Annotated in this window: 19 protein-coding genes; 5 read left to right on the top strand and 14 right to left on the bottom strand. The window is 64.9% G+C overall.

All coding sequences use genetic code 11. The annotated features are described in order from the left end of the window. Positions 1-278 (top strand): ATP-binding protein (locus tag ABFD92_04740; GenBank protein MEN6503825.1); only part of this gene is annotated, 278 nt, incomplete at its 5' end. Positions 279-329: 51 nt separating this feature from the next. Here the strand turns inward: ABFD92_04740 and ABFD92_04745 are convergent. Beyond that, the gene (locus ABFD92_04745) at positions 330-2525 is read right to left on the bottom strand and encodes a BatA domain-containing protein (protein ID MEN6503826.1); all 2196 of its coding nucleotides are present in this window, start codon (positions 2523-2525) and stop codon (positions 330-332) included. A gap of 220 nt (positions 2526-2745) precedes the next feature. On the opposite strand from ABFD92_04745, the gene ABFD92_04750 reads away from it, so the two are divergent. Together ABFD92_04750 and ABFD92_04755 are read left to right on the top strand one after the other, a co-directional pair. Beyond that, positions 2746-3204 (top strand): hypothetical protein, encoded by a 459-nt coding sequence (locus ABFD92_04750; protein ID MEN6503827.1) that lies wholly within the window; start codon positions 2746-2748, stop codon positions 3202-3204. Between the two features lie 219 nt (positions 3205-3423). Further along, the gene (locus ABFD92_04755; GenBank protein ID MEN6503828.1) at positions 3424-4872 is read left to right on the top strand and encodes a trimethylamine methyltransferase family protein; all 1449 of its coding nucleotides are present in this window, start codon (positions 3424-3426) and stop codon (positions 4870-4872) included. A gap of 269 nt (positions 4873-5141) precedes the next feature. On the opposite strand, the gene ABFD92_04760 is transcribed toward ABFD92_04755, so the two are convergent. The 3 genes from ABFD92_04760 to ABFD92_04770 form a co-directional block, all read right to left on the bottom strand. Continuing rightward, on the bottom strand, positions 5142-6146 hold the full coding sequence (locus ABFD92_04760) for a zinc-binding alcohol dehydrogenase (GenBank protein ID MEN6503829.1): 1005 nt from the start codon (positions 6144-6146) through the stop codon (positions 5142-5144). Between the two features lie 177 nt (positions 6147-6323). Continuing rightward, positions 6324-7508: a TIM barrel protein gene (locus ABFD92_04765; GenBank protein ID MEN6503830.1), complete on the bottom strand. Its 1185-nt coding sequence runs from the start codon at positions 7506-7508 to the stop codon at positions 6324-6326. Positions 7509-7605: 97 nt separating this feature from the next. Beyond that, positions 7606-9225: a hypothetical protein gene (locus tag ABFD92_04770; protein MEN6503831.1), complete on the bottom strand. Its 1620-nt coding sequence runs from the start codon at positions 9223-9225 to the stop codon at positions 7606-7608. 135 nt (positions 9226-9360) lie between these two features. On the opposite strand from ABFD92_04770, the gene ABFD92_04775 reads away from it, so the two are divergent. Then, a complete protein-coding gene (locus ABFD92_04775; protein MEN6503832.1) occupies positions 9361-11148 on the top strand; it encodes a metallophosphoesterase in 1788 nt (595 codons plus the stop codon). 153 nt (positions 11149-11301) lie between these two features. Here ABFD92_04775 and ABFD92_04780 read toward each other — a convergent pair whose 3' ends face one another. The 9 genes from ABFD92_04780 to ABFD92_04820 all read right to left on the bottom strand — a co-directional run bounded on the left by ABFD92_04780 (position 11302) and on the right by ABFD92_04820 (position 24558). Further along, positions 11302-12504, bottom strand: a complete 1203-nt coding sequence (locus tag ABFD92_04780) for a uroporphyrinogen decarboxylase family protein (GenBank protein ID MEN6503833.1) — start codon at positions 12502-12504, stop codon at positions 11302-11304. A 151-nt stretch (positions 12505-12655) separates the two neighbouring features. Further along, the gene (locus tag ABFD92_04785; GenBank protein ID MEN6503834.1) at positions 12656-14707 is read right to left on the bottom strand and encodes a beta-galactosidase; all 2052 of its coding nucleotides are present in this window, start codon (positions 14705-14707) and stop codon (positions 12656-12658) included. A gap of 116 nt (positions 14708-14823) precedes the next feature. After that, positions 14824-15900: a Gfo/Idh/MocA family oxidoreductase gene (locus tag ABFD92_04790; GenBank protein MEN6503835.1), complete on the bottom strand. Its 1077-nt coding sequence runs from the start codon at positions 15898-15900 to the stop codon at positions 14824-14826. 20 nt (positions 15901-15920) lie between these two features. Beyond that, complete coding sequence (locus tag ABFD92_04795; protein MEN6503836.1) at positions 15921-16808, bottom strand: sugar phosphate isomerase/epimerase; 888 nt, start codon at positions 16806-16808, stop codon at positions 15921-15923. 88 nt (positions 16809-16896) lie between these two features. After that, positions 16897-17439 (bottom strand): hypothetical protein, encoded by a 543-nt coding sequence (locus tag ABFD92_04800; protein ID MEN6503837.1) that lies wholly within the window; start codon positions 17437-17439, stop codon positions 16897-16899. An 83-nt stretch (positions 17440-17522) separates the two neighbouring features. Next, entirely contained in the window at positions 17523-18953 is a 1431-nt protein-coding gene (ffh, locus tag ABFD92_04805; protein ID MEN6503838.1) for a signal recognition particle protein, read from the bottom strand. Positions 18954-19117: 164 nt separating this feature from the next. Beyond that, positions 19118-19990: an S-methyl-5'-thioadenosine phosphorylase gene (gene mtnP / locus ABFD92_04810; protein MEN6503839.1), complete on the bottom strand. Its 873-nt coding sequence runs from the start codon at positions 19988-19990 to the stop codon at positions 19118-19120. Between the two features lie 167 nt (positions 19991-20157). Beyond that, positions 20158-23931 carry a hypothetical protein gene (locus tag ABFD92_04815; GenBank protein MEN6503840.1) on the bottom strand — a complete coding sequence of 1258 codons (3774 nt, stop codon included), beginning with the start codon at positions 23929-23931 and terminating at the stop codon, positions 20158-20160. Positions 23932-24012: 81 nt separating this feature from the next. Continuing rightward, positions 24013-24558, bottom strand: coding sequence for a hypothetical protein (locus tag ABFD92_04820; GenBank protein ID MEN6503841.1), 546 nt, complete (start codon positions 24556-24558; stop codon positions 24013-24015). Positions 24559-24698: 140 nt separating this feature from the next. On the opposite strand from ABFD92_04820, the gene ABFD92_04825 reads away from it, so the two are divergent. Next, the gene (locus tag ABFD92_04825; protein ID MEN6503842.1) at positions 24699-25400 is read left to right on the top strand and encodes a hypothetical protein; all 702 of its coding nucleotides are present in this window, start codon (positions 24699-24701) and stop codon (positions 25398-25400) included. Here the strand turns inward: ABFD92_04825 and ABFD92_04830 are convergent. Then, on the bottom strand, positions 25391-26548 hold the full coding sequence (locus ABFD92_04830; GenBank protein ID MEN6503843.1) for a hypothetical protein: 1158 nt from the start codon (positions 26546-26548) through the stop codon (positions 25391-25393). The two genes, ABFD92_04825 and ABFD92_04830, sit on opposite strands and share 10 nt — an antisense overlap. Positions 26549-26614: the final 66 nt, after the last annotated feature.

Raw genomic sequence — 26614 nt, forward strand, 5'->3', positions numbered from 1 at the left:
AGCCGCCGGCGATTCACGTCAGCGCCGCCCGCCAGGAGCGCGCGTGGCTGTTCTCCGTGCGCGACAACGGCATCGGGATACGCCCCGAGGACCACGAGCGGATCTTCGCGATCTTCCAGCGCCTCGATGCGCACAGCCACACCGCCGCAGAGGGCACGGGCGTCGGCCTGGCCATCTGCAAGAAGATCGTCGACCATCACGGCGGGCGCATCTGGGTGCAGTCGCACCCGGGCCAGGGCAGCACGTTCCTGTTCACCGTTGCCGACCGTGAAGGGTAGAAGCCCGCGGTCTCTCGAGGGGGGGCTGCGTAAGCTTTCCGGGGAACTCGTTCAGACCTGCTGGCGCCCTTGGCCTTGGCTGAGTTCTACGGTTTTGCCCTTGCTGTAGAAGCGATTTGAAAAGAACGACTCGGCGGCCATCAGGATCAGGAGCAGCAGCAGGCCCGGGGCGGTCAGGTCCAGGTCCTGGGTGGCCTGGTCCTGTTCGTGGGCGATCTGGTCGATCTTGCTGACGATGCCGGCGCGGCCGGGCGGAAGGAGCTTGAGCACGTCGGCGGGCTCGCTGCGCCGCAGGTCGCTTTCGCCGCTGTCGGGATTGACGCTGAAGCCCCGCAATTCCTGGCGGTCGTCCTGCGTGAAGCGAACCGTCCAGTTGCCCACGGCGTCTGCCGGCAGCGTCACCGACCGCGACTGCACCGACGTCACCACGCCCTGGTACGCCTCGCTGCCCGGGCGGCGAACCGTCACCAGCGGGCTTCGCATGGTGTGCGGAAAGGGAACGCTGGCGGCCGCCCCCCAGGCGTACTGCGAGCGGGTCTCGATGGCGCCCAGGAACACCTGCACGGCGCGCTGGGCCAGCACGGGGAACTGCGCCAGCGGCGCGAGGTTCGACATCGCCCGCGCGGGCGAGAAGTTCCACAACATGACCGTGCCTCGCCCGACCTGGCGGGTGATGATGGCGGGGGTCTTGTCGGCGTAGTCGACGACGCGGGAGGCGTCGCCGGCCAGGGCGGTGATCGAGAACCGCCGCCGGCAGCGCACGTCCGTCAGCGGCGGGTTCTGCCCCTGCGTGAACGGCGTCAGCAGCGGGTGCTGCGAAGGCGTCTGCACATCCCACGCCGCGGCCGGCTCGACCGCCTCCATCGCCCCCAGCGAGGCGGGCATGAGCTTCTGCGCCGCCGGCGTGTTGTACGACGCCGCACCGGTCATCGACCCGACCACCACCCACAGCCCGCCGCCGCTGCTGACGAAATCTTCCAACAGCCGCCACTGCCCCTCGCCCAGGCTGCCCACATCCGACAGCAGCACGATGGCCGCGCTCTTGAGCTCCGCTGCGCTGAGCCGGTCAGCCGTGACGACGCGCGTGCTGACCCAGTCGCCGCCGCGCGCGGCGCGGGTCATGATGAACGTGGTGTCATTGCCCCGGTCGCGATCGTCGCCCTGGCCGATCGTCGCCGCCTCGCGCACCACCAGGCACGTCGCCGGCGGACCCACCTGCAGCGTGAAATACTGCACGTTGTCCCAGGTCAGCGGGTCCTTCTGCCGGATCGCCACGCGCCCCTGCAGCAGCCCGGCGCGCCGGGCCTGTACCGTCAGCGGCGGCGAGTCGATCGCCACCGTCTGACCGGCCTTGAGCGCCACCGCCCGGTGGTCCTCCGGCTGACCGTCCGCGTCCAGGTTCAGGTCGTACTCGCCGGCCAGGCCGCTGCTGGCCAGCTCCGTCCGCAGCGTCACGCTGACGCCCACCGGGACGCGCGGCGATTCCAACCGCAGCGGCGCCAGCGAGACGTTGGCGCCCTGCCCGGCCGAGCAGTCCAGCACGATCACCCGCGGGGCGACGGCGGTCTTTCCGGCGGCGGATTTCGCCGCGGCCAGTTCCAGGCCTCCGCCGTCGCGCCAGCTCTGGGCCGTCATGTCGCTGACGAGGTAGATCTCGCGCCGGGCCAGGTCGCTGGTGGCCAGCAGCGCCGCCGCCCGCGCCATGCCCGCGGCCACCGACGCGTCCGAAGGCGTTTCCTCGATTTCGAGAATCTGCTGGGCCGCCAGCTTCAGGTCGCCCAGGAACAGGGTGCGGGCGGCGGGGCGCGAGGTGCGGATGACCGCCACGCGGCTGCCCGGCGAGCGGCTGGCGATACGCGCGATGACATCCTGGGCCAGCGACCGCCCCTGCGCCAGGAGGCTGCGGTCCTGGAACTGGTAGCCCATCGAGGCGCTGTCGTCGACGACGAACACCGCCGCCACGGGCAAGCTGGCGTCGGCCGCGGTCGTCCAGGCCGCAATCACGCACCGCGCCAGGAGCATGATGATCAGCGCCAGGGCGGCCATCCGCATCAGCAGCAGGATCAGGTGCTTGAGTTTGAGCTTGCTCAGGGTGGCCTGCTGGGTCTTTCGCACGAATCGCAGGGCGGGAAAATCCAGCTCGCGCGGTTTGGTGCGCATGATCAGATGAATGATCACCGGCGCCGCCACCGCGGCGGACGCCCACAGGAGCGAACCGAACATGAATGTCAGCGACGCGAGCATCATCGATGCTGATTATACCCGTGTTGATTGCTGATTGTGGATTTCGGATTGCGGATTTGCGGAACGCGCCGGTGAGGGATCCGGCTCGCCGCTTGCGGTTTGGCGTCTTTGGCATGCGCAGCGGCGGTCCTTCCAGTCAACAAGCGGGTTAAACAAGTCGATATACCAGGCAATGACGAAACGCCGACGGCGTTACGCTTACTGAGGGGAAGGAGAAAATGTCATGACGAGTTTATTGTTGGTAATGATGTTAAGCGCAGCCAATCCTCCTGCACAGACTCAACCTGCCGCCAAGCCGATCGAAGAAGTGCTGCCAAACGAAAAGGCCCCCAACGGCAAGAAGGTCATGGTCACCACTCGCATCTTGATCGAGAAGGTCGACCCCAAGAGCTTCAAGGTGACGTTCATCGACGCCAGCAAGAAGTTCAGCGTCAATATCAAGAAGTGGAAGCCCGGTCTGACCGACGTCAAGCCCGGCTGCATCGTCAACGTCACCGGCGAACTGCATTACGGCGCCTGCCGCGGCGGCACGCAGTCGATCCGGTACAAGGTCAAAGAAATCAGCGGCCGCACGTACAACGACCACCGCCACTGGCGCACGGACCAGGCGATCTACATTATCAATCCCACGTACACCATCACCCCGCCCGAGGCCGCCAAAGAAGCGATGAAGAAGAAGTAGTGGCAACGGCGGAATGATGGAATGTTGGAATAACAACCGATCGCGCGGGCTTCCTGGCCCGCGCGATTGTTTTTGCCGTTGAGCGGAACTGGGGCAGCGGTTCCGCGGTTGGACGTTTGCTGTTTGTCTTCTTGCCTGGAGCTTGTAGCCTGTAGTTTGGAATTTCCGTTTTCCGCCCCGCTCTTTGCCGCTAACATGCCCCTCTTCACGGAGAATGTTATGATCACTGGAAAACTCTGGGACCTGCACGACGAGGCCACGCTCTGGAAGTTCGACGCCGCGGCCGTCCGCCTGCTGACGCAGACGGGCCTGCGCATTCACCACGAGGAACTGCTGGACATCATGGGCCGCGCCGGCTGCCGGATCGACAAGCCCGCCATGCGGTGCTACTTCAGCGAAAAGCTCATCCGCGAGACGATCGAGCACCTGCGCGGCGGCGGGACGGGCGAAGTGAAGATGAACGCCACGTGGAACCCCGCCACGCGCACCGGACACGGCGGCACGTTCCCGCACCTGCTGGACTGGCCCAGCGGGCGGCGAAAGCTCGCCGGAAAGCAGGACGTCATCGACATGGCCAAGATGGCCCAGATGCTCGATGAAATCACCGGCGTGGGCAAAGTGCTCAACTGCTGCGAGGTCGACCAGCGGCTCGAACCGCTCTGGTCGGCGATCACGCTGGCCGAAACCACCAGCAAGCCCGTCGGCGGCGGCGAGACGTTCTATGCCGGGTATATCGAGCCCCTGGTGCGCATGGGCGAGGTGCTCAGCGGACGCCCCGGCGACACCGGACTGGTGGCCCCGTTCGACTTCTTCATCGCCCCGCTGATTTTCGACCGCAAGCAGGCCGAGTGCTTCCTGGAGAAACGCCGCTTCAAGATCGCCCTGTACCCCGGCACGATGGCCATCTCCGGCATGAGCGCGCCGGTGACCATCGCCGGCACGGTCGTCGTCGCCACCGCCGAGCTGCTGGCGGGCTTCGTCATGGGCTATGTGGTGGATCCGTCGCTGCCAGTGGGCTTTGGCATCACGGCGACCGGGTCGCTGGACATGCGCACGACCAACGCGTGCTTCGGCAGCCCCGAGGCGCTGCTGCAGGACCTGGCCGTCTGCCAGGTGTTCCGCCGCCTGTATGGCATCTTCGTCGGCGGGGCGACGGGCTATGTCGACTGCAAGCGACCCGGCATCGAGGCCACGTACCAGAAGATGTTCCCAATGACGGCCGGGGCCATGGGCCTGGGCTCGTACCCCAGCAGCGAGGGTCTGCTCTCAGCCGGTCAGGATTACAGCCCCGTGCAGCACATGCTGGACCTGGAGATCGCCAAGTCGGTCGAGCGGTTCTGGGGACACTTTGAGGTCAACGACGAGACGCTGGCGGTGGAGTTGATCGAGCAGATCGCCCGCGGGCAGGGCGCCGATTTCCTTCAGACCGACCACACGCTGTCGCACTTCCGCTCCGAGCAGTGGTACCCGCGCTGGTTCGACCGCAAGGCCTGGCAGGGCGACGCCGTCGAAGCCGTCGCCGAACGCGATATGCTCAATCGCATCGACGCCTACTGCAAAGACGCCATCGTAAGATACCAGCGCCCGGCGATCGATGAGAAGAAAGTCGCCGAACTGCGCAGGATCTACAACGCCAACGAAGCCAGACTGCTGGCGATGCCGCTCTAGTCCGATATCTCACCGCGGAGATCGCGGAGATCGCAGAGATCGGAGGCGTAGCGGAAGACGGGTGGCATGGCGACACGCGCAGCGGGTCGCCATGATGCTCATCGCACACCCATGGCGACCCGCTGAACAACGCGTGTCGCCATGCCACCCGGCCAGACGGCGCCGCCTTTGGAATTTGCAGACAAATCTACATCCCCCGCCGGGCCCAGAGCCCAAGCCTACGAATCATTCCCTTCTTCCTCTGCGGTCTCTGCGGACTCGGCGGTGAATCACATCCAGTCGATGCCGATGCCGGTGTACTGCTCGGGGTGGGCGTAAATCATCTCGTACGCCTTGGCGGCGTCGGCGGCCTTGAAGCGGTGCGTGATCAGCGGGTCGATGTTCATCGCGCCGCTGGCCATCAGGCGCCAGGTGGCCTGCACGCGGCGGCCTTCGAGCGTCCAGGGGAAGTACGCCTCGTGAACGCGGTTGTGGAAGCAGGGCAGGTTGAAGTTTGCCCCTTTGCACCAGGCCAGGAACACATACCGCCCGCGCCACCGCAGGGCGCCGACGGAGTTCTCGATCGCGGCGTAGTTGCCCGTCGAGTCGGCCACGATGTCCGCGCCCTGCGGCCAGATCTCGCGGACGGCCTTGGCCAGGTCGATGCCCGTGACGTTGATCGCGTGATCGATGCCGGCCTTGGTCGCGCAATCAAGCCGCACCTGGTGCAGGTCGGCGATGGCGACCTCGCAGCCGCGCAGGTGATAGTGCAGCGCCGCGAACTGACCGATCATGCCCGCCCCGATCACCAGCGCCTTCTCGTTGACCTCCGGATGCGAAAGGCTCACGCCCTGGCAGGAGACGGCGCTGATGCCGCCAAACGCCGCCCGCTGACTGGTGAGGTTCTCGGGCACCTTCACCACGTAGCAGTCGCTGCCCAGCAGGTCGCGGCTGGCCGGGTCGACGTTCACCAGCGCCGTGCCCTGGTGCCCGCCGCAGCCCTGGCCCAGCCCGATCGCCGGCTGCGGGGCAAAATACGAAATGCGCTGGCCGATGTTCCAACCGGCGTCGGCTGCCTCTTTCGACACCTCGACGATCCGCCCGATCGGCGCGTAACCGGGAATGACGCCGGGGCGGTCCTTGCTCATCGTGCTGATGATGTACGATTCGGTGCCGACGCTGACCGCCGAGGCTTCCAGCTCGACCTTCACGTCCCAGGGCTTCATCGGCCCGATCCCAATCGGACGATACTCGACCTTCTTGGCATCAACGGCAACGATCGCATGCGGGGTCATCAGTCGTACTCCTTAAAGTTCACCGCAGAGGTCGCAGAGAACGCAGAGGAAGAAGAGGAATATTGGAAGATTGGAATGATGGAATGAACGCGGTCGCGCTCTATTGTTCCATTCTTCCACTATTCCATTATTCCGTCTTCTTCGTCTCTCTGCGGTCTCTGCGATCTCCGCGGTGAATCATGGTTTCGCAGCAAGCTCGTCCAGCGTCACTCCGTCGGTCGGCATGTACGTCCGCCAGTAGTCGACGGAGGCTTCCAGGCGGTTGATGATATCCACCGGGACATCCAGCGTGGAGGAGAAAACTTCCACCGTCAGGTAGATGTCGCTGCACGGCGGCGGCAGGGTCGGGTCGTGCGCCTGGCGGTAAGACTCCGCCAGGGCCTCGAGCAACTTCTCCGCCCGCACGATGCCGCGGGCGTTGTGCTCGGGCGTGAAAGGCCAGTGGGCCGACCGCTGCCCGTCGGTCTGCTGCAGATGCACGATGGGGCAATAGCAGCCCAGTTGCCGCGCCCATTCGTAGAGGTCGCCGTCTTGCGGCTGGGCGAAAAGATGATCGTACTGCTCCAGCATCGTCTCCAGATCGTCCAGCAGTTTGCCCCGCGCGGGGTCGCTCTCGGCGGCGGCTTCGTCCAGCAGGTCGTAGGCGGCCGGCGGACCGAGCCAGAATCCGCGCCACTGCCGTCCGGCGCGCCGCTCGTCGGCCCAATGCTCCATCTGCTGCCGCGTCGGGCGCAGGAACCGCTTCTGCCCGATCTGGTGGCCGGTGTCGAGCGAGAGATAGAACGGCCAGTGGCCGCGGGCGTACACCTCTTTCAGCAACCGCCCGGCGCCGGCGATGGTCCAGGGCACCTGGTGGGGCGTGTACATCTGCTCGACGCCGGCGGCGCGGATGCCCTTGCCCGCGGCGTATGCGGCCACCTCGCCCAGGCGGGTATACAGGTCGTCCTCGGCCGCGGCGTACGCGGCCGGATCGTTGAGCACCGCCTGGTTGAACGCGTGCGTGTAAAATCCCAGCCCCGCGCCCAGGGCGGCCGCCGAATCAATCATCCGCTCGAGCCACTGGTGCTGCATGCGGTCGCGATTGCGAACGTCGCTGTGCGCCAGCCCCAGCGTGGCGTAGGTCCCGTGGCCGGAGTAGAGATTCGCCACCGCGACGCCGGTGGTCTGGCGTGCGGCCTGGCAGTCGGCGATCCAGTCGGCCAGATAGCCTGGATCGCTATAGAGCGGATCGCACTCGTTATCGGCGCTGGCCTCGACGAGCGAGACGCCCAGGTCAGCCACGATCGCCGCCCATTCGGCCGGGGCCGTCCAGCGCTTCGAGGCGAAGCAGTTGTCGATGACAAGATGAACTCTCGGTGACATGCCGGTAGTTGTAACAGAAGAGGATCCTAGGTCCTAGGTCCTAGATCCTAGATCCTCGATGGAGACAGATCCTCGTTCTCGCCCTAGGATCGAGGACCTAGGACCGAGGATCTTGTTTATACATGTCGCCCAGATCCTTCGAATCCGCCGGTGACGAAGCAGGCGGCTCGGCGGCCGCGGCGGCGTGGGCGGCGCTCCAGTAGGGGTTGGGGGTATCCTGCCAGCCGCCGACGGTTTTGTCCCAGATCAGGCGGCAGCGGCGCTCGAGTTCAGTTGGGTCGAGCATCGGGTCCCAGATCGCCTCGGCCGCCAGCGCCGGCACGCGGCGCGGCTTGAGGTCCCATAGGGCCGCCTCGACCAGGATGAAGATGCCCTTGTTCGGCGGGCCTGCGGCCAGGTCGCGGCTCCAGGTCAGCAGTTGCTGCATTTGTGCGTTGTCGAGCACGCCCTTGCCCTGTGGCGGCCGCCAGTCGATCGCGCAGGGGTAGCCCACGTCTTTGCCGTCGCAGCGGAACGGCCAGCGGTTCTTGCCCGGCGGGTCTTCGACGCCTTCCTCGATCAGGTTCCACAGCCCCTCGATGCGCGGCAGCCAGGCGCGATCGATCTCGCCCTGGACCTTTTGGCCGTCGAAGATCATCCCGCAGTTCATCGTGATGCGGTAGACGCCGGCGAAGTCTTCGCCCTTGCCGCGCAGCGCCATCTGTGCCGCGGCCATCTCGCGCGTCGCTGCCCAAGGCACGCCGTTTTCCCACATGATGTTGCAGTACGCCGGCAGAGCGCGCAGGGCCTCGAACGTCGCCGCATCGCCGGTGTTGTGGATGCCGGCCGATATCTTCAGCTTGGGGTACCGCTTGTGCAGCGCCTCCATGATCGGCTTGATGTTCTTGACGACGGCGCGGCCGAGTTCGGCGCTCTTGCCCGCCAGGCGCGGGTTGATCGCCTCGGTGGCCGACTGGAAGTAGATTCCGTCGATGTCGGGAATCCATGCGTACTGGTGCTCGAAGACGTCCAGCACATAGTCCATCAACGCCGCCGGGGTTTCGTCGGCCAGCAGGTCGAGGTTGGCCAGATTGGGGTCGATCTCCCTCTTCTGCTTTTCGTACAGCGCCCACAGCCGCGCGGCCAGGGCAGGGCTGGCGTCTTTAAGATCCTCGGCGACCCAGCCCCAACTGAAGCCCCACCAGATCTTCACGCCGCGCGTGTGGGCGTACTGCACCAAGCGGGCCGCGTCCATCGGCACGCCGCGGTTCCAGAAGACGATGGTGTTGTACTTCCAGCGGCTGGCCTGGTCGATGTACGCGTACGGATCGTAGCAACCGTAGAGCCACGTCCACAGCCCGCGATCCTGAATCTTCGGGCAGGAGACAAAGTCGATCGCCGCGGGCTTCTTGCCCTTGCTCACTGCCGCCAGCCACTCGCGGCAGTAGTAGTGCTGGAAGTCTCGCACGGCCCAGAGCAGCCCCGCCGCGTCGACGCCGGTCAGCGTCACCCCGCGCGGGCTGATGACAATGCGGAAGCTCTCTGCCGGAGCCCCGCGCTTGACGCCCTTGGGATCGATCACGAGCTCGACCTGCCCGTCCGCCTTCGAGGCTGACTCGCCCAACGCGCATTTTTCGTTCTGCAGATGATCCTGCAGTTCGTTAAGTGCAAATCGCGACGTGCGATTGCTGCCGGGAAAACACGCAGTGACAGCCACAGTGATCTTTTGTTTCGCCATGACGGATGTTTCCTTCAGTGAACACGACTGTTCGTATAACCCGCTCGGCCGATGCCGCGGGCGGATATTCGCGCGTGCCCTTGGCGCCCGACAGGGGTTTGATCTCTGGCGGGAATGGCCACTGATCGGAGCGAAATGATGACCCAATATTTCCTTTCCCTATGTCTTGCCGCCTTAGGCGCCGTCTCTTCCATCGCCGCTGCGGCCGAGACGAAACCCGCCCCAAGACCCGCCGCGGCGCCAGTCCAATACGCCGTCGGACGCGAGCTTTGCAAGCTGGCCGATCCGGCGATCCAGGAAAGCAGCGGCGTGGCGGCGGGGCGAACGATCAAGGGGGCGTTCTGGACGCACAACGACTCCGGCGACAAGCCGCGACTGTTCGCCATTGACGCCGCCGGCAAGACCGTCGCGACCCTGGAGATCGAAAAGGCCGCCGCCGTCGACTGGGAAGACATCGCCTCGTACGTGGACTTCGGCAAGAGCACGCTGCTGATCGCCGACATCGGCGACAACGGCGCCAAACGCAAGACCGTGATGATCTACGTCGTGCGCGAGCCGTACATCTATCCTGGGACCTCGGGACTCGATCTCAAGGCCTCGCCCATCGAGACCATCGAGTTCACCTACGAGGGCGGGCCGATCGACTGCGAATCGATCGCCATCGACCCGACCACGCGCAACATCTACCTGGTGGCCAAGGGCAGTAAAGAGAAGGCCTCGTGCAAGATCTTCGAATTGCCCTGGCCGCCCAAGGACCGCAAGGGCAACCGCACCGACAAAGGCCCGTACACGGCCAAGGCCGTCGGGTCTGTGCCCATGCACATGGTCACGGCGATGGACATCTCGCCCGACGGGCTGCGGTGCGTGATGGCCACCTACGGCGGCGGCCTGCAGTACGTCCGCGGCGAAGGCGAGACGTGGGCGCAGGCGTTGGCCCGGCCGGCGGCGAACATCGCCCTGCCCGTGCGCGTGCAGGGCGAGGGGCTCTGCTTCGGCGTCGACGGGCGGACGCTCTACCTCACCAGCGAGACCAAAGGCCAAGGCCCCTCGCCGCTGCTGGAGGTGCCGCCGGCGGCGGCCGATGCGATCAAGACCGCCACGCTGACGGTCTACAACACCGGCGACCTTCACGAGCACACCAACAACCTCTCGCGCATCGCACAGTACGTGCGGACGGCCAAGAAGCTCGACCCCAACTGCCTTTTCTTCGACGCCGGCGACATCACCGGCGGCGGCGGCGAAAGTGAAATGGCCGTCACCGGCGGCGATGCGATGTGGAGCATGATGGCCGCCATGGGCTACGACGGCGGCGTGCTGGGCAATCACGATTACAACAAGGGCATCGTGCGGCTGGAGGAAATCACCCGCAAGTATCCGGCCTTTCCGCTGCTGATGGCCAACGCCGCCTGGAGCGACGAGCAGAAGAAAATCGGCCTGGACAAGCTGATGCCTCCGACGAAGATCGTCAAGATGCAGGGGTTGACGGTGGGGATCGTCGGCGTGGGCTCGCACGACATGCGGTACGCCGCGGCGCCGCGCGTTCCGGCGACGTTCGCGCCCCCGGCCGTCAAGCACCACGTGCCGCTGCTGCGCAAGCAGGGCTGCGACGTCGTGGTGGCCATCACGCACCAGTACGAGGACGACGATTACTGGAAGACCGCCACAGGTGAGAACTATCCCGACCTGATCGTGGGCGGGCACTCGCACGGCGGGTACTCGACGCCGTACGGGTATGGGGCCGTCAAGAACTCGTTCATCGTCAAGGCCGGGCCGTACGGCAAGTGCATCGGCGTGGTGCAGTTCACCTACGACCTGACGAACAAGAAGCTCATCGACCGCATCGGCGACATTGTGCGCGTGGACGACGCGTGGCCCGAGGCCCCGGACGTCAAGGCGCTGCGCGAGAAGATCTTTAAGAAATAGTTGTGAGTTGTGTGTGGTGAGTGGTGAGTGAAAAGGGTGGCATGGCGGGTGCCGTGGCGGGGAGTCCCAAAGGGACGGACAGCCACGACACGTGCAGGGCCAGGGATCGTGGCTCTCCGGGCCTTCGGCCCTGCGCGCCACGGCACCCCCGATTTAAACATATCTTCCGTGCCGCTGAATCGCCGCCATGATCAGGCGCATGCCGGTCAGGCGCGAACCGTTGTTGATGCTCCCTGCCGTGGCGAAGAGCAGGCCCCGCGTTTCGCCGATGAGCTCGTAGTCGCGCAGGAACTCGGCGACGATGCCCACCTCGTCGTTGCGGCTGAAGGTGAACGGGGCGAGCTGCCCGTGGATGACTGCCGTGGGCATGTGGCGGCGGATGTAGTCGACCATGACGGTGGGGCCGAAGTTCACGGCGGTCATGTTGCACCGCGCCAGCACCGGCACGATGTGACCCATCGCGGAATCGCTGTGCTGATAGCGGCCGTCGGTGGGCTCGGGGCTGTAGCGGGCCCAGATGCCCTGCACGATCGGCAGGGCGAAGAACTCGTACATGTCGGCCGTCAGCATCATGCAGTTGTCGTCGGCGAAACCGAACCCGTGCGGGGCGTCGGCGGGGGTGAAGCCCGCTTCTTCATCCTGCACACGGGCCTTTTCGAGCATCGCCCGCAACATCACGTCGCGCAGGCGCGCGGCCAGGGCGGGGTTGTCCAGGATCAGGAAGATCAGGTTCTCCACGCCCAGCATCGAGCAGGCCAGCGTGACCGGCCCGCGCTGCCCGCGGTAGAGCGGGGGCTTGACGCCGGCGGCAAGCAGCTTCTGGCGACACGAGTCCCACTCGGGCGGCAGGAGGAACGCCCGGAGGTTCTCCAGGCGCTTCTCGACGCGGTCGAGCAGTGCGGCCAGTTCCGTCTGATTGCTCGCGGCCTGGTGCCACCACCACGACTGTGAAACATCGTCCCAGCGATTCTCCATCTCGAAGATGTCGTGCAGTTCCTTGACCGCCGGCCAGGCCGGACCGGCCGGGGCGGGCGGGTTTTCCCCCAGCAGCTTGCACCCGACGATCGCCTGGGCCTTGATGTTGTACGCCTTGCTCAGTTCCAGCCGCCACTGCGGGTCGTCGTTCCAGCGCTTCCAGTCCTGCGGGATCCCCATCTCCTCGAAGACGCACTCCCAGTTGCAGTATGTCGCCATGGGAACCTGCGGAATGCTGCGGCCGAAGGGATCCTTGTCGGCGACGGCGTTGTCGGCCCAGAAGCGCTCCAGGTCTACCGGGGCCAGGCCGTCGTTTGCATGGGCCTGCCGCACGAGGTCGGCGGCGGCATCAAGATGCTTTTGCGTTACGTTGATTCGCATAATAAACCTTTGTCCGAAAAGCCCTGCACGCGTGATCGGGTGCCGTGGCGGGAGGGCTTCAGCCCGACAGCCACGACAAATCTTTAGAAAATCGTGGCTCTCCGGGCCTTCGGCCCTGCGCGCCACGGCACCCGCTGCCACTGCGCCACCATTACCTTGCCAGAACGGCGGCGCCGTAGCCTTTCAGCTTCAACGGGCCCTGGACCTTCCTGCCCGTCAGCACGTCGGTGTGTTTGGCCGGGCCTAAGTTGACGCGCTGGGCGGTGCGCTTGAAGTTCAGCAGGAAGACGTATTCCTTCTTGCCGTCGGTGCGAACCTGGGCCGTCACGCCCTCGGGCAGTTTGCCCTTGATGACGCGGGGCAGCTTGAGGGTTTTGATGAGCCCGCCGATCAGGTCGTCGTGGAACCGCTCGTCATTGCGGCTGGCGACATAGTACGCCTTGCCCTTGCCGACGCGGTTGACGGTGACGGCTGGGCTGCCTTTGTAGAACTCTCGCCCATAGGTCGCCAGCACCTTGGCGGACTCGGCGTGAATCAGGTCGCAGAAGACGCCGGCCTTGTACGTGCCGCTCAGGCCGGCGGGATTGTTCTTTCGGGCGACGACGCTATTGGCCTCGTCGTCGTAGAGGACGTCGATTTCCTCGGCCCAGACGCCCAGCAGTTTCCGCAGCGGCCCGGGAAAGCCCGTCAGGAAGCACAGGTCGCTCTCGTTGGCGATGCCCGTCAGATACGTCGTGACCAGCGTGCCGCCGCCGGCAACGAAAGCCTCGAGCTTCTCCGCCACGCCCGGGCGGATCATGTACAGCATCGGGGCGATCAGCAGCTTGTACGGCGAAAAGTCGCTGTCTTCGCTGACGATGTCGGCCGACACGCCCGCCTGCCACAGCGGGCGGTAGTGGTCCACGCAGGTGGCGAAATAATCCTTGCGCTGGTTTCGCGGCCCGGCGATCTGGTCGATCGCCCAGGCGTTTTCCCAGTCGTACAGGATCGCCGCCTGGGCGGGCTTGGTCGTGCCGATGACGGCGTCGAGCTTCTTGAGGGCGGCCCCCACGTCGGCGACCTCGCGGAAGACGCGGTTGTGCTCGTGCCCGCAGTGATCGACGACGGCGCCATGGAACTTCTCGCAGCCGCCGCGGCCCTTGCGCCACTGGAAGTACTGCACCGTGTCGGACCCGTGCGAAACGTACTGCATGCACTCGAGCATGTGGACGCCGGGGCGCTTGAGCTTATTGACCGGCTTCCAGTTCTGCACGCTCGGCGAGCATTCCATCTGCATGTACGGACGGCCGCCCTTGAGGCAGCGGTTGAGGTCGGAGACGAACGAGACGCTGACGGCCTCGCGCCAGTCGCCGTCGCGGTCGTGGTAAGCGGGGTAGCTGTCCCAGGCGACGACGTCGACGGCCTGGGCGAACTTCCACAGGTCCAGTCCGGGGTACACGCCCATGAAGTTGGTCGTCACGGGCACGCGGGGCGTGATGGCCTTGAGCGGCGCCGACTCGCACTTGTAAAAGTCGATCATCTGGTCGGAAGTGAACCGCTTCCAGTCGAGCATCATGCCGTGAAGGCTGAAATCGGCGGGGTAGATCTCTTCCCACTCGCTGAAGCGGTGCGACCAGAACGTCGACCACCACGCGGCGTTGACGGCATCGAGCGAGTCGTTGTATCTGGCCTTGAGCCACGTGCGCCATGCGGCCAGGCAGTGCTCGCAGAAACACTCGCCGCCGTTGTATTCGTTAGACACGTGCCAGGCGATCAGGGCGGGATGGTCCTTGTAACGCTCGGCGAGGCGCGTGTTGATCTCGACGCACTTGGCGCGGAAGACCGGCGAGGTGCGGCAGTGATTGTGCCGCCCGCCGTGCATCTCGCGCCGCCCGTCGGCCCCGACGCGGCAGACCTCGGGGTATTTGCGCGACATCCATGCGGGCTTGGAACCCGACGGCGTCGCCAGCACGGCGTACCCGCCGGCGGCTGTGAGCTTGTCCATGATCGTGTCGAGCCAGCCCAGCTCGAACTGCCCCTCGCGCGGCTCCAAGCTCGCCCACGAAAAGATGCCCGTGGACATGGCGTTGCAGCCGGCGAGTTTCATCAGCCGCATGTCCTGGTCCCACGCCTCCGGCGTGGCGGCCCACTGGTCGGGGTTGTAGTCGCCGCCGTGGAGGAAGTGAGGGAAGCGCGGGTTGATGGGCGGGTAGCGATTAAGCATGGGAGGCTCCAAGTGCTATGGCCTGTGGACAGAGTGGACGAAGTGGACATTATGGACAATAGACATGTCATGTCCACCAGTCCACACCGTCCACAAAGTCGACTTTGTCCACGGCGCTAACGCTGAACTTTCACTTCTTTGCCGGCCTTGGCCGAGCGATTGATCGCCGTCAGCACGCGCACGACGTCCAGGCCTTGCTCGGGCGTGGCGGGCACGTTGCCCTTGCCGCGGCAGGCGGCCGCGAACAGGCGCCCCTGTCGGGCGAAGAATTCCTCCGTCGACGCCAGGGGCAGCTCGACGTTGGCGACCTGTTTCTTCTGCTCGGTGTAGAGCGTGACCTTGTCGCCCCAGGGCATGAAGACCGCGCCGCCCTTGGTGCCGTTGAACTCGATGAACCCCGCGTCGGGCCCGTTGACCGCCCAGGCGATGTTGAAGTTCATCGTGGCGCTCTTGCCGAACCGGACCAGTCCGGTGGTGTAATCTTCAACGTCGAACGTGCCGTCGTAGCGCGGCGGGCCCGCCCACATGCCGCCGAAGTGATACCCCTTCATCAGCGGACCGAACTTGGCGTAGTTGGCGGCGCTGACGGCCGTGGCGTTCCACAGGCTCGCGACGTACATCGCCAGGTCGATCCAGTGTACGCCGATGTCCATGACGGCCCCGCCGCCGCTTTTGGCGGCCGTCGTGAACCATCCGCCCAGGCCGGGGATGCCGCGCCGGCGGATCAGCGTCGCGCGCACGTGGTAGATCTCGCCCAGTTTGCCGCTGTCGATGAGCTTCTTGATCGTCATCGCCCGCCCGTCCTGACGCCACACCACCCCGATCTGCATCGCCAGGCCCTTCTTGCGGGCCTTGACCGCCGCGGCGACCATCGCCTTGGCGTCCTTGACGGAAACGGTCATCGGCTTTTCGCAAAAGACGTGCTTGCCCGCTTCGAGGGCGGCGATGCTCACCGGCGCGTGCAGGTAGTTCGGCAGCGGCACGACGACGGCCTCGACGTCGGCATTGGCCAGGAACTTGCGATAGTCGGTGTAGGTCTGGGTAATGCTGTGCTTCTCGGCGGTGCGTTTCAGGGCCGCTTCGTCGATATCGCACAGGGCGGTGAGCTGGAAGTCGGGATACTTGGCGAACTGGTCCGCGTGGCAGTTGCCCATCGTGCCGGTGCCGATGACGCCGATCTTGATCTTGCGCATGGAAGTCCTCTTAAGAAAGTTCAGGAAGCCTTCAGCAGGGGGGTTAGAAAGCTCACCGCCAGGGCGATATCCGTCCGCGGATCTACGCCGACCTCGCGTTCGACGGTGAGATAGTAGTCGTACTTCGCCGCTTTCAGGGCCGCCAGATACGCCGGCCACGGCACGGCGCCCTGGCCCAGGGGCACTTCGCGGATGAACTCGCTGACATCGAATGCCGCGATGCCCGCTTCGGCGAACGCGCCGTAGAGCGCCTCGGCGTCGCAGGGCTTGAGGTTGAGCCCGTCCTTGGCGTGCGTGTGGACGATGTACGGCCCCAGGGTTGTCGTCGCGGCGGGAATGTCCTCGGCGATGACCATCGCCAGGTTCGCCGGGTCGAAGTTCACGCCGATGCCCCCGCCGACGCCGACCTCGTCGAGAAAGCTCTTGAGAACCGCCGCCGGCTCGGGGCCGGTCTCGATGGCGAAGGTGGCGCCCATGTCTTTTCCGGCCGCGGCGAGTTTGCGGCAGGCGTCGAGCATGACGCCCCATCGCGGGTTCTTGCGGTCGCCTTCGCGATCGGGGCGGGGCATGCCGGCCGTCGGCAGCACGCCGATGTGCGTGGTGACGACGCGGCAGTTGAGGTCCAGGGCGAGTTCCGCGACGCGGCGCGAGTCGTCGATGCGCCTGGCGTTGTCTTGTGCGATCTCGAACCCGTGCCCGCCGAAGTCGCCGCAGATGGCGGCGAATTCGAGACCCATGTCCTGCGTTTTCTTGAGCAGGTCGCGCCTTCGGGTTCCCTTGAGCGTGCGCGGGTGCGTCTCGCCGGCGGTGGCGTACATCTGCACGCCTTGCGCGCCGACATCCGCGGCGGCGCAGAGTCCGCCGTGGAGACCTTCGCGGAATGATTCAACCATCACGCCGATTTTCATTGTCCTGCTCCCGGATCTCTCATTTGGAGTGCGGGTGAGATTACATCAAAAGCCCCTGGGTTACAACCCAGGGGCTCCCCGACTCCGATTATGGTTGTGCGCCCCAATACATCCGCTCCCGGAACGACCACGTCCACGCGCCTTTGTTTTTGCGGTTGAGGATGTACTCGAACACGCAGAGTTGATGTTCACGATTGGCAATGGGACGCACGGCGCAGAGTTTCGTCCATAACTCTTTCACAGGGAATTGCGATCGCAGTGCGAAATACGCATGCAGTTTCGCGCGCCCGGTCCAGTATCGCACGCGGTGATCGGGGAACCGCGCGAGGAAGTGATAGTGTACGCCATCGAGCGATAGACTGAGCAGTTCGATGTTGTCGTTCAGGAGACTTTCGACTAATGCTTGTCCGCCGCACTGGCGCTGCGGTTTCGTCAGTTTTACCGGCGGGTGTTTGAGGAGATCTTTGCTGCGGCGGAGAATCTTCTCCCCGGTTCCCTCGGGCGGCGGGTGCTTGTAATCGCCGTCGACGTGCTTGCGGTGGTTTTTCTCGCGCCATCCTCTGGCGTCGCCGGGTAACCATGTTCCGTATGTTGTTCCGTTGATGTGGTACCAGTTGTTCCAGGCGGGCATTTTCGGTTCCCCGGGTCATTGTTTTGAAGGGTCGGGGAGCCCCTGGGATGTAACCCAGGGGCTTTTTCTGGAAGAATCGGCGACTACCGGCGTTTGCGTTTGTTTCGTTTTTCGCGGTCTTTTTTGGTCAGGCGCTTGGATCGCTGTTTGACCTTGAATCTGGGTACCCCGCCCTGGGCGGCGATCTGGGAGAATTGTTGCGCCATCTTCATGCGACCTGACTGGTCTTTGCCCGCCATCTGCTTCATCATTGCGGCAGCTTGTTCGAAGCTCTTGACCAGACCGGAGACGTCCTGCGGGTCGGTGCCGGACCCTCGAGCGATGCGGCGGCGGCGCGAGGCTTCGATGCTGCTGGGGTCCTCGCGCTCCTTGACGGTCATCGAGTGGATGATCGCCTCCATCGACGCCAGCTCGTCCCCGTCCATCTGCATCGCGTCCATCTGCTCGCCCATGCCGGGCATCATCTTGAGCAGTTCCTTCAGCGGACCCATCTTCTGCATCTGCTTGATCTGCGAGAGGAAGTCCGTCAGGGTGAAGCGGCCCTTGGCCATCTTCTCCTGCATCTTGGCGGCCTGTTCGGCGTCGAACTGCTGCTGGGCCTTTTCGACCAGCGTGACGACGTCGCCCATGCCCAGGATGCGCCCGGCCATCCGGTCGGGGTGGAACTCTTCGAGGCGGTCGAGCTTTTCGCCCACGCCGATGAACTTGATGGGTTTTCCGGTGACGGCTTTAACCGACAGCGCCGCGCCGCCGCGGGCGTCGGAGTCGAACTTGGTCAGGATCACGCCGTCGAGTTCGAGGCGCTCGTTGAACTCCTTGGCGGAGTTGACGGCGTCCTGGCCGGTCATCGCGTCGCAGACGAGATAGATCTGGTGGGGGTTGACCGCCTTGGCGATGTCGGCGGCCTGCTGCATCATCTCTTCGTCGATGTGCAGGCGACCGGCGGTGTCGACGATCACCACGTCGCGTTCGTTGGCCAGGGCCCAGTCGAGGCTCTTGCGGGCGACCTTGACGGGGTTCTTTTCGCCCTCGATCTTGAAGCACGGCACGCCCACCTGCTCGGCGACGACGGACAACTGGTCCACGGCCGCCGGACGCTGCAGGTCGCAGGCTACCAGCAGCGGGTGTTTGCCCTGGGCCGAGATGAATTTGGCCAGCTTGCCGCAGGTGGTGGTTTTACCCGAGCCCTGCAGACCGGCCATCATGATGACGGTGGGGGACGGGCTGACGTAGTAGATGCGCGTGTCGACGGGGCCCATCAGGGACACCAGTTCGTCGTGGACGATCTTGACCATGAGTTGGCCGGGGTGGAGGCTCTGGAGCACCTCGGTGCCAACGGCCTTGGCCTGAATGCTGTCGCAGAAGTCGGTGGCGACCTTGTAGTGTACGTCGGCTTCAAGCAGCGCGCGGCGGACGTCTCGCATCGCGTCGGCGACGTTGGCCTCGGTAATGCGTCCGCGGCCCGACATCTTGCGGATCACGCCGGTCAGTCGTTCTGTCAGTGACTCAAACATCGTTCGTCAAGCATAGCATATTGGTTTGAAGGATGCGACGGGCAGGATGGCTGTGTGTAATTAGCCGCTGAGGTCGCTGAGGACGCAGAGGAAAGAGAGAAATAAGCACTCTACCCTTCTTTCTCAGCGTCCTCAGCGACCTCAGCGGCTTAAGCTTTCCCTTTCTATAGGTACCGACCAATAAGAACATCGTAGCGTTGCCGCGCCTCGGGGGAGATCTTGGAGCGGTCGGACCAGACGGCCATCTCCATCGCCGTGTGCGAGGGCGAGGGAATGTCCGCGATGTTCTTGAACGAGGCGACCGCGGCCTTGATCAGCTCGATGGCATTGGCGGTGGCTTCGGTCAGGTTCCCGATGATCTCCTTGAGCAGCTCGTGCTTGTCGAGATTGCCTGGGGCGGGGCGCCAGCAGTCGTAATCGCTGGGCAGGCAGACCAGGGCGTACGCCAGTTCGGCTTCGCGGGCGAGTTTGGCCTCGGGCATGGCCGTCATGCCGATCAGGTCGCCGCCCCAGAGGCGGTGCATCTCGCTCTCGGCGCGGGTCGAGAACGCCGGGCCTTCCATGCAGATATAACAGCCGCCGTCATGCACGGTGGTCTTAACGGCGCCGGCGCAGCTCAGCAGGTGCTTTCGCAGCACGGGGCAGAAGGGCGCGGCGAACTCCAGGTGTGCGGCCAGGTCGTCGTAGAACGTCCCGTCGCGGCGGAAGGTCTTGTCGATGATCTGGTCAGGGATGACCAGGTGCTTGGGAGCGATATGCTCGCGCAGCGAGCCGACGGCCCCCGAGGCGATCACGTGTGTGCAGCCCAGAGCCTTGAGGGCATAGATGTTCGCGCGGTAGTTCACGCGAGAGGGATTGATCATGTGGCCGCTTCCATGGCGGTTGATGATCGCCACCTCGACGCCGTGCCACGTGGTCTGCAGGATCGCGTCTGACGGTTTGCCGAAGGGCGTGTCTATCTCGACCGATTTGCCCTGCGCCTGTCCCACCAACGCGTCGCCCAACCCGCTGCCGCCGATAATGCCGACTTTCGCCATGTCTGAGGCTCCTTTGTGTGCGGTCATGATAGCGGGGCGGGGTGAAATGAACAATGGACGTTGTGGACGGAGTGGGCGCAGTGGACACAACAGGCAGGTGATTCCGTGTCCACGGTGTCCACAGTGTCCACAAGGTCCACTGCATCCACATAGTTCACCTTTTCAGCTCAGTCCTCTCGCTGATCCGGGCGCAGGAGTTGTTTGATGAACGTGTCGAGGCTGCGCATGGGGACGGTCTTGATCTCCGGGCGGTCGAGCGTTCCGTCGATGTCGATCTCGCCCACTTCGCGCATCATGCCCTTGAAGAACCCATCGAGGAACTCGATGCGGGGCAGGTTTCGCTGCGGACCCGAGAGGAACCGCAGCTTGAGGGCCCGCGTGGCCATGTTCAGCGTGCCCGACCCGACGATCGTCAGCGCCGGACCGCTGAGGTGGATCTCGTCGAAGACCAGTTGCTTGCGGCTGAGCCGGTATCCGACGTAGCCCTCGGTGAAGGCCGACTCGCCGGGCAGGTTCAGCGTGATCACCTGCAGCAGCCCCAGCATGACCGGCAGCTTGAGGATCTTGGCCTTGGTGATGCGAACCTTGCCGGTGGCCTGCATCGTCGCATCGTTGTTCCAGTCGCCGGAGACCACGATCGTGCCCTGGAGCAGTCCGGCCACGTCGGACAGCGCCGCTGCGCCCGGATTCTCGATCCGCACCAGGTCCTCCAGGCGGATGTCCTCGACCGAGAGTCTGACGGTATACCCCGACGGGTCCGCAAGGCTCACCTTGGCCTCGCCGGCCATCCGACCCCCGTAGGCTTTTCCGACAAAATCCTCCAGCGTCACGTGCGGATCGGCGGGTTTCTTGAGCAGGTGGGCGTGGACGTCCGAGATCTCTCGCGACCCGACCAGCATCCGATCCACCGACATCTTCGTGTTGAGCATCAGCCCCGCCGGGCTGTATCCCGCCGAACCGCTGAGCCCGCCGCTGAAGTGGCGGTCGCGAAGCCCCATCTGGATCACCGCATTGTGGAAACTCATCACCCCGTCGGCGCTCCAGGCCGTCAGACGCTGCGCGGCGGGGCGGGTGGTCGCGGACGGGGCAGGCGGCGGCGGGCTCAGCTTCAGCGTCAGTTTCGAAAGGTTGACGCTGCCCGTTCCGCCGGGTCGAAGCCGCCCGGCCAACGCGCCCAGACCCTGCGGCAGGGCCTCCAGCACCGGGGCTGTCAGGGGCACATTCTGCGCCTGCACGGACAGGTCCGCCTCGGTGACCAGGTCGTCATAGGTGACCGTGCCGTTAAGGTTGGCGTTGCCCTCGCCGCTGCGCCCGGAGACATTACTCAGGACGATCTTTCCCGGCACGGCCGAGATCAATCCGGTGACGTCGCTCAGCGCCAGGGGAAAGTCGCGGCAGAGGAATCGCCCCTGCCTCGGGGCGATCTGGAGCTCGTAGTCCAGCGCCGCGGGGTTCTCCGGGGTGTTGTGGCGCAGCTTGAGCCTCATCTGGGCCGATCCGCCCACCGAGAACTGGTCCCAGATCTTGACCACCGTCGGCGGCAGGGCGGTGTAGAGGTCCATGTCCATCGCCAGCGGCCCGGTGACGATATCGATTTGCGCCCCGGGCGAGTCGGTCAGATAGATGATTCCCTCGCCCGCCAGCGCGATGGGCGTCTCGCCGTGACGGGCGTGGAAGTTGGACAGCACCATCTTGTTCTCCGCGATCTGCACGTCGGCCGACGCGTGCGAGATCGCGTAAGGAAAGAACTCGGGTTTAAATGAGGCGTCGGAGACTTTGCCGCTGATGGTGTAGTTGAGCGGCTGCCGGGCGTCGCGTTGGATCCTGACGACGAGGTTGTCCAGATCGCCCGCCAGGTGGAGACTGCGCAGCATCGCCGACGACTTGGGGCTTAGCGCACGGCACAGCGCGGCGTCCAGGGCCAGCGGATAGCCTTCGATGGTGCGCACGGCGACGTCGATGTTCGGATCGTCGCCGCCGGTGCCGGCGATCCTGCCGTCGATGCGGCACTGCATTTTGCCCCGCCGCCCGCGCAGGTGCTCGATCGTCACCCCGCCCCCGTCGGCGTGGATGGCGCCGATGAGATTGTCCAGCCGGTAGGGAAACCCGCTGTACTCCATCGACAGGCGCCCGTCGGCGCTGATGTCGACCTCGACCTGGTCGTGCTCGTCTGCCAGAGTGCGGTGAACCCGGACGCGCGTGGCGACGAGTCCCTGGGGGCTGAACTGGTTCCAGAACTTCTGCCACAACGGCGGCAGGGCGAGGCGCAGGTCGTCGTCGCAGGGGACCTCTTCCGAGGCGACGGTCACGTCGTATTCGCGCCCGTGCGAGAGCAGGTTGGCCGTTCCGTTGATGACGCTGCGCCCGCCGTTGCGCTGGCAGGTGATCTGCTTGAGGATGACGGTGCTGTTGTTGAACTCGATCGTGCCGGTGGCCTTGTGCGTGCGGTAGGGGAAACGCAGGTGGTGGAACGACATGTTCCGGGGCGTCAGCACCCCGTTGACGGCGATGGACCCGCCGGCGGGGCGTTCGAGGTGCATGATGATGTCCATCGGGCCGCTGGGCGAGTACCACTTCTGGATCATCGCCACCAGGTTCGACAGCTCGTTTTCTCCGGCGAGCCGTTGGGGCACGTGGACGTCCTGGGCTGCGATATCCAGGCGGAAGGGGCTGGTCGATTCATATCCGTCATACCGGCCCGACACGGTGAACCGCGCGCCCTGGGCCTCGTCGATCTGCCCGCTGACGTCGTGGATGGTCAGGCCCTTGGGGTCGAACTTCAAAACCCCCACGACGTTGCGCAGCTTCAGCACCGGCGGGGCGTCCTGTGAAGATGCCGCCGGCGCGGAGGTGCTCTTTTCAGTCGTGTTGGGGATCTGCAGCGAGGCGCCCATCAGTTCGATCTCGAGCGATGCCGCCGCCTGCGGTCCGCTCTGGGGGCGAACCCGCACGCGACCCTCGACGGCGAACTGCCTCTGCAGCGCCTGATACTGCTCGGGCAGAGCGCTGGCCAGTGAGGGGATCCACGCCCCCGACCCCGGCAGCGGGCGAACCGTCCCGGTCGAGATGTCCACCGCCACGGTCAGCACCCCGCCGCCTAGCGTCTCGTCGGCCTGGTTCAGCGCCAACAGGTGTTTTTGGATCTCGTCGCTGCCGGCGGCGAGTTTCTTGGCGGCCGCGGGACGCTGGGCACGCGGAAGCTTGAGAAACCCGTCGATCTGCTCGGGCGTCAGACCGGCGCGGGAGAGGGCCGCCAGCGACTCCTGCCTGGGCTCGCGACTGGGTTCGATGGTGATCTGCAGTTCCTTGCTGCCCCGCGGTGCGATGGAGATATTCCATCGCGAGGGATCGATCTCCAGCGTCTTGCCGGCGCTGACCTTGAAGCGTCGCAGGGTGCAGTCGACCATCGAGATGGCCGGCAGGTCCACCGGCAGGACGATGGCGGTGGGCGCGGGGCCCCGCCCGGCGTCGACGCGGAGACGCTGGAAGTTGTAGATGCCCCCTGTCCCGCGCTCATCGGCGTAATGCACGATGGAAATCTCGGGCTCGATCACGCGGATCTCCGAGGGGCTGAATCGCTGCTGAAACAGCAGCTCCCACGGGCGGTGATGCAGCACGACGGTGTCGGCCTTGAGCAGCGGCTGGGGCGCCTCGCGACCCTGCGGGTCCAGCGTGAAGACGCGCACGCCGGAAAGCTCGATGGGTCCGAAGAGGTTGAACTCCGCCGAGCGGATCGTCACCTGCGCCCCGGTGATCTTGCACAGGTATGCCGTCGCCTGCCTGCAGACCCGCTCGTTGTTGGTCAGGTGCCAGTAGCCGTAGATCATCGCGATCAACGCCATCCACACCAGCAGCCCCGCCCCCTGCCGCCGCGCAGAAACGTAACGCCACTGCCTCTTGCGGCGCGGCAGATGCTGGCGGATTGTGTTGACCCATCGCATGATTGAGTGAGTGCCTCAGTATAACAAAACCGCGACGCGATTTCGGATTTGCGATCTCGGATTGCGGATTGACCCTCAAGACTACTGGGCCGACGGCGATGATTTCTTTTTGGCGCGAAGCTTCTTTGCGCCTGCGACTGCCATGCAGCCACCTAAAAGCATTACCAGAACGAACAGCATCACGTTCCCGATGTTGCCGGAAAAACCTCCGGATGTGATTGATACGCCTATGATAATGACTGCCACGCTGAACAATGCCAGGATTAACCCAGAGACCAGCAGAACATACGGCACCGATGCCGGCAGCGGCGGTTGGTACTGACAGCCGCAATCCTTGCAGATGCAATCCCGGGTGGCCGTGAAGGCGGCGAGGCCTTTAGGCGGCGGGAGGCGGTCGGTTCCTTTGGGGGCGAAGCGCCGTCGCCTGGAGCCGCACTTGGGGCAACCTTTCACCGGCGCAGCCTCCGAATCAGCAGTCTGCTGACCCTGCGGATGTGGAGCGGCGGCCGCCGCCGGGGAGGGAATCATGATGGGCTGGCCGCACTTGGGACATTTGCCGTGCTTGCCGGCCTTGTCGTCACTGATGTGCAGCCAGACCAAGCACGCGGGGCACTTGATGGTGATCATTTTTGTTTTCCCATTTTGAAGAGCCGCAAAAAGTATAAGTCGCGCCCTACCAACAAACAATACCCCCCCTTTTTGTTTGCATTGCCCCGGGCTCCAGATATCCTCCAGTGTCGAGACGTTTCAATGACAGGGAGACGGGTATGATTTCGTTCAAATGTGCGTGCGGGCGCAGCATGAAAGCCAATGATCAGCTTGCCGGCAAGAAGGCCAAGTGTCCTCATTGCGGACAAGTTCTGACGATCCCGGCAGGTCAGGTCCAGGCGCCCGTGCCGCAAGTTCCTGCGGCGGCGATTCCCATGGCGCGCCCCGCACCGGTCGCTCTGGTGCAAGGCGAGGACTCCCAGGTGGCATACGAGGTCTTCTTCGGCTTCAACGAAAAATACAACCAAGGTCGCGGCAAGGCCATTCAGTACCGCGGCGAGCTGGCTATTGGCCCCGACAGCGTCTGCATTTCCGGCGCCCCTCGCAAAATATCGACGGGTAACGCGGCGTTCATCGGAGGATTGGCCGGAGTCGTCGCTTTGAAGATTGCAGAATCTCTGGCAGCCCAGCATGCCTTCGAGATCCCGCGAGAGAGCCTGAGCGGGTACTGCGACAGCCGGCGGGGAATCATCAGCCTGCAATATGAAAAGGACCTCTGGGTGGCGGTGCGATGCGATTATAAACCCAAAGCCAATTTTCCCCTGCTGTGCGAAGCTCTCGCGGAGTTTACCGGCCGGTCGCTGAAAAAGGCAGATCTGCCGGGACTGGCGCAATACGAAATCTCTCCGTGGGTATTCTTCCTGATCGTCGTCGGAGGCGGCAGTATAGTCGGCCTATTGGTAAGACTTCTCTACTTGTGAGCCTGCTGCGGCGGGGTGTTGAGGTGCAGCGTTTCGATGGCCGACTCGATGGCGGCGGCCAGTTCGGCGGGCTTCATTTCCGGATTCCATCGCACCAGCAGAGCCCGGCGCTGCTCGGGACCGTATAGGTGCTGGGCGATAAGGGCCAGACGGTAGCTTTGCACGTCAGTCCAGTCGCCCTGCGAAGCGGCGGCGTGGGCGGCCATTGCCTGCAGCACCGTCTGCAGGGCATCCTGCTTAAGAGGATACGGCAGCGACGGGCCGGCGGCTATGCAGCCGAGCCTGGCGAGGAAGGTTTTGATCTGCCTGCGCCCGCGCCCGCGCTGGAGGATGATGAACGCGAACTGTTCAACGGGGCGCACGTCGGCAAAGACCGGGCCGGTCAGCTCATCGAGCTTCTGAAGCTTGGCTTTAAACGAGGCGGCGGCTTCGAACATCAGTTGTTCGGCGGCCGATCGCATGCGCGACTGCAACTGCTCGCGGACGGATTGCGTGCTGCCCTGAGCAACCTGCACGGCCGCGGCGACGTGGCGGGCGTAATCCTCCAGGCTGACGGTGCCGTCGCAGACGGACAGGCACTTGCCCATCTGGGCGTACGGGCAGGGGCGTCCGTGGGGGGCGGCGCGGCCGCACGCGGGTTCGCGGCAGAGGTCGAAGATCTCCACCAGCAGATTGATGTAGGCGTCGGCCGACTTGCCGGTGGGGAAGGGGCCCAAGTACCGCCCGCGGCGTTGCAGGACGCTGCGGCTGCGCTGGAAGAGCGGAAATCGCTCGCCGAGGTCCACGTGTACGAACCAGGCGGGTTTCCAGGCCAGCATCGCCGGATAGTTCTGCGGCCACAGCTCGGCCGCGATGTCCAGGAAGCGCAGGTCCGTCTCGAAGTCGCCGGCGGTGAGCGTCCAGAGAACCTGGGCGGCGACTTTGCTCAGGTCGGGCAGTTTGGTTCCAGCCGGTTCGTCGTCGGCGCCGCGCATGCGGGCCCGCAGGCGGCTGCGCATGTCGGCGGCAGGCAGCAGGACGATGGGCGTTCCGTCGTGCGTCAGCAGGAGCATGAGCCCCCGCCGCGCCGGGACGTGCCCCAGCAGCGATTCATCCCACTCGCCGCCCAGACACACGCCCCGCTCGAAATTGCCGATCCATTCGCTCACGCCGACATGGTAGCCGCAGGCGTCGCCGGATTAAAGCTCCCCATGTCGAACGGGGTATACAATTCC

The organism is Planctomycetaceae bacterium (assembly GCA_039680605.1).
Lineage (GTDB): Bacteria > Planctomycetota > Phycisphaerae > SM23-33 > SM23-33 > JAJFUU01.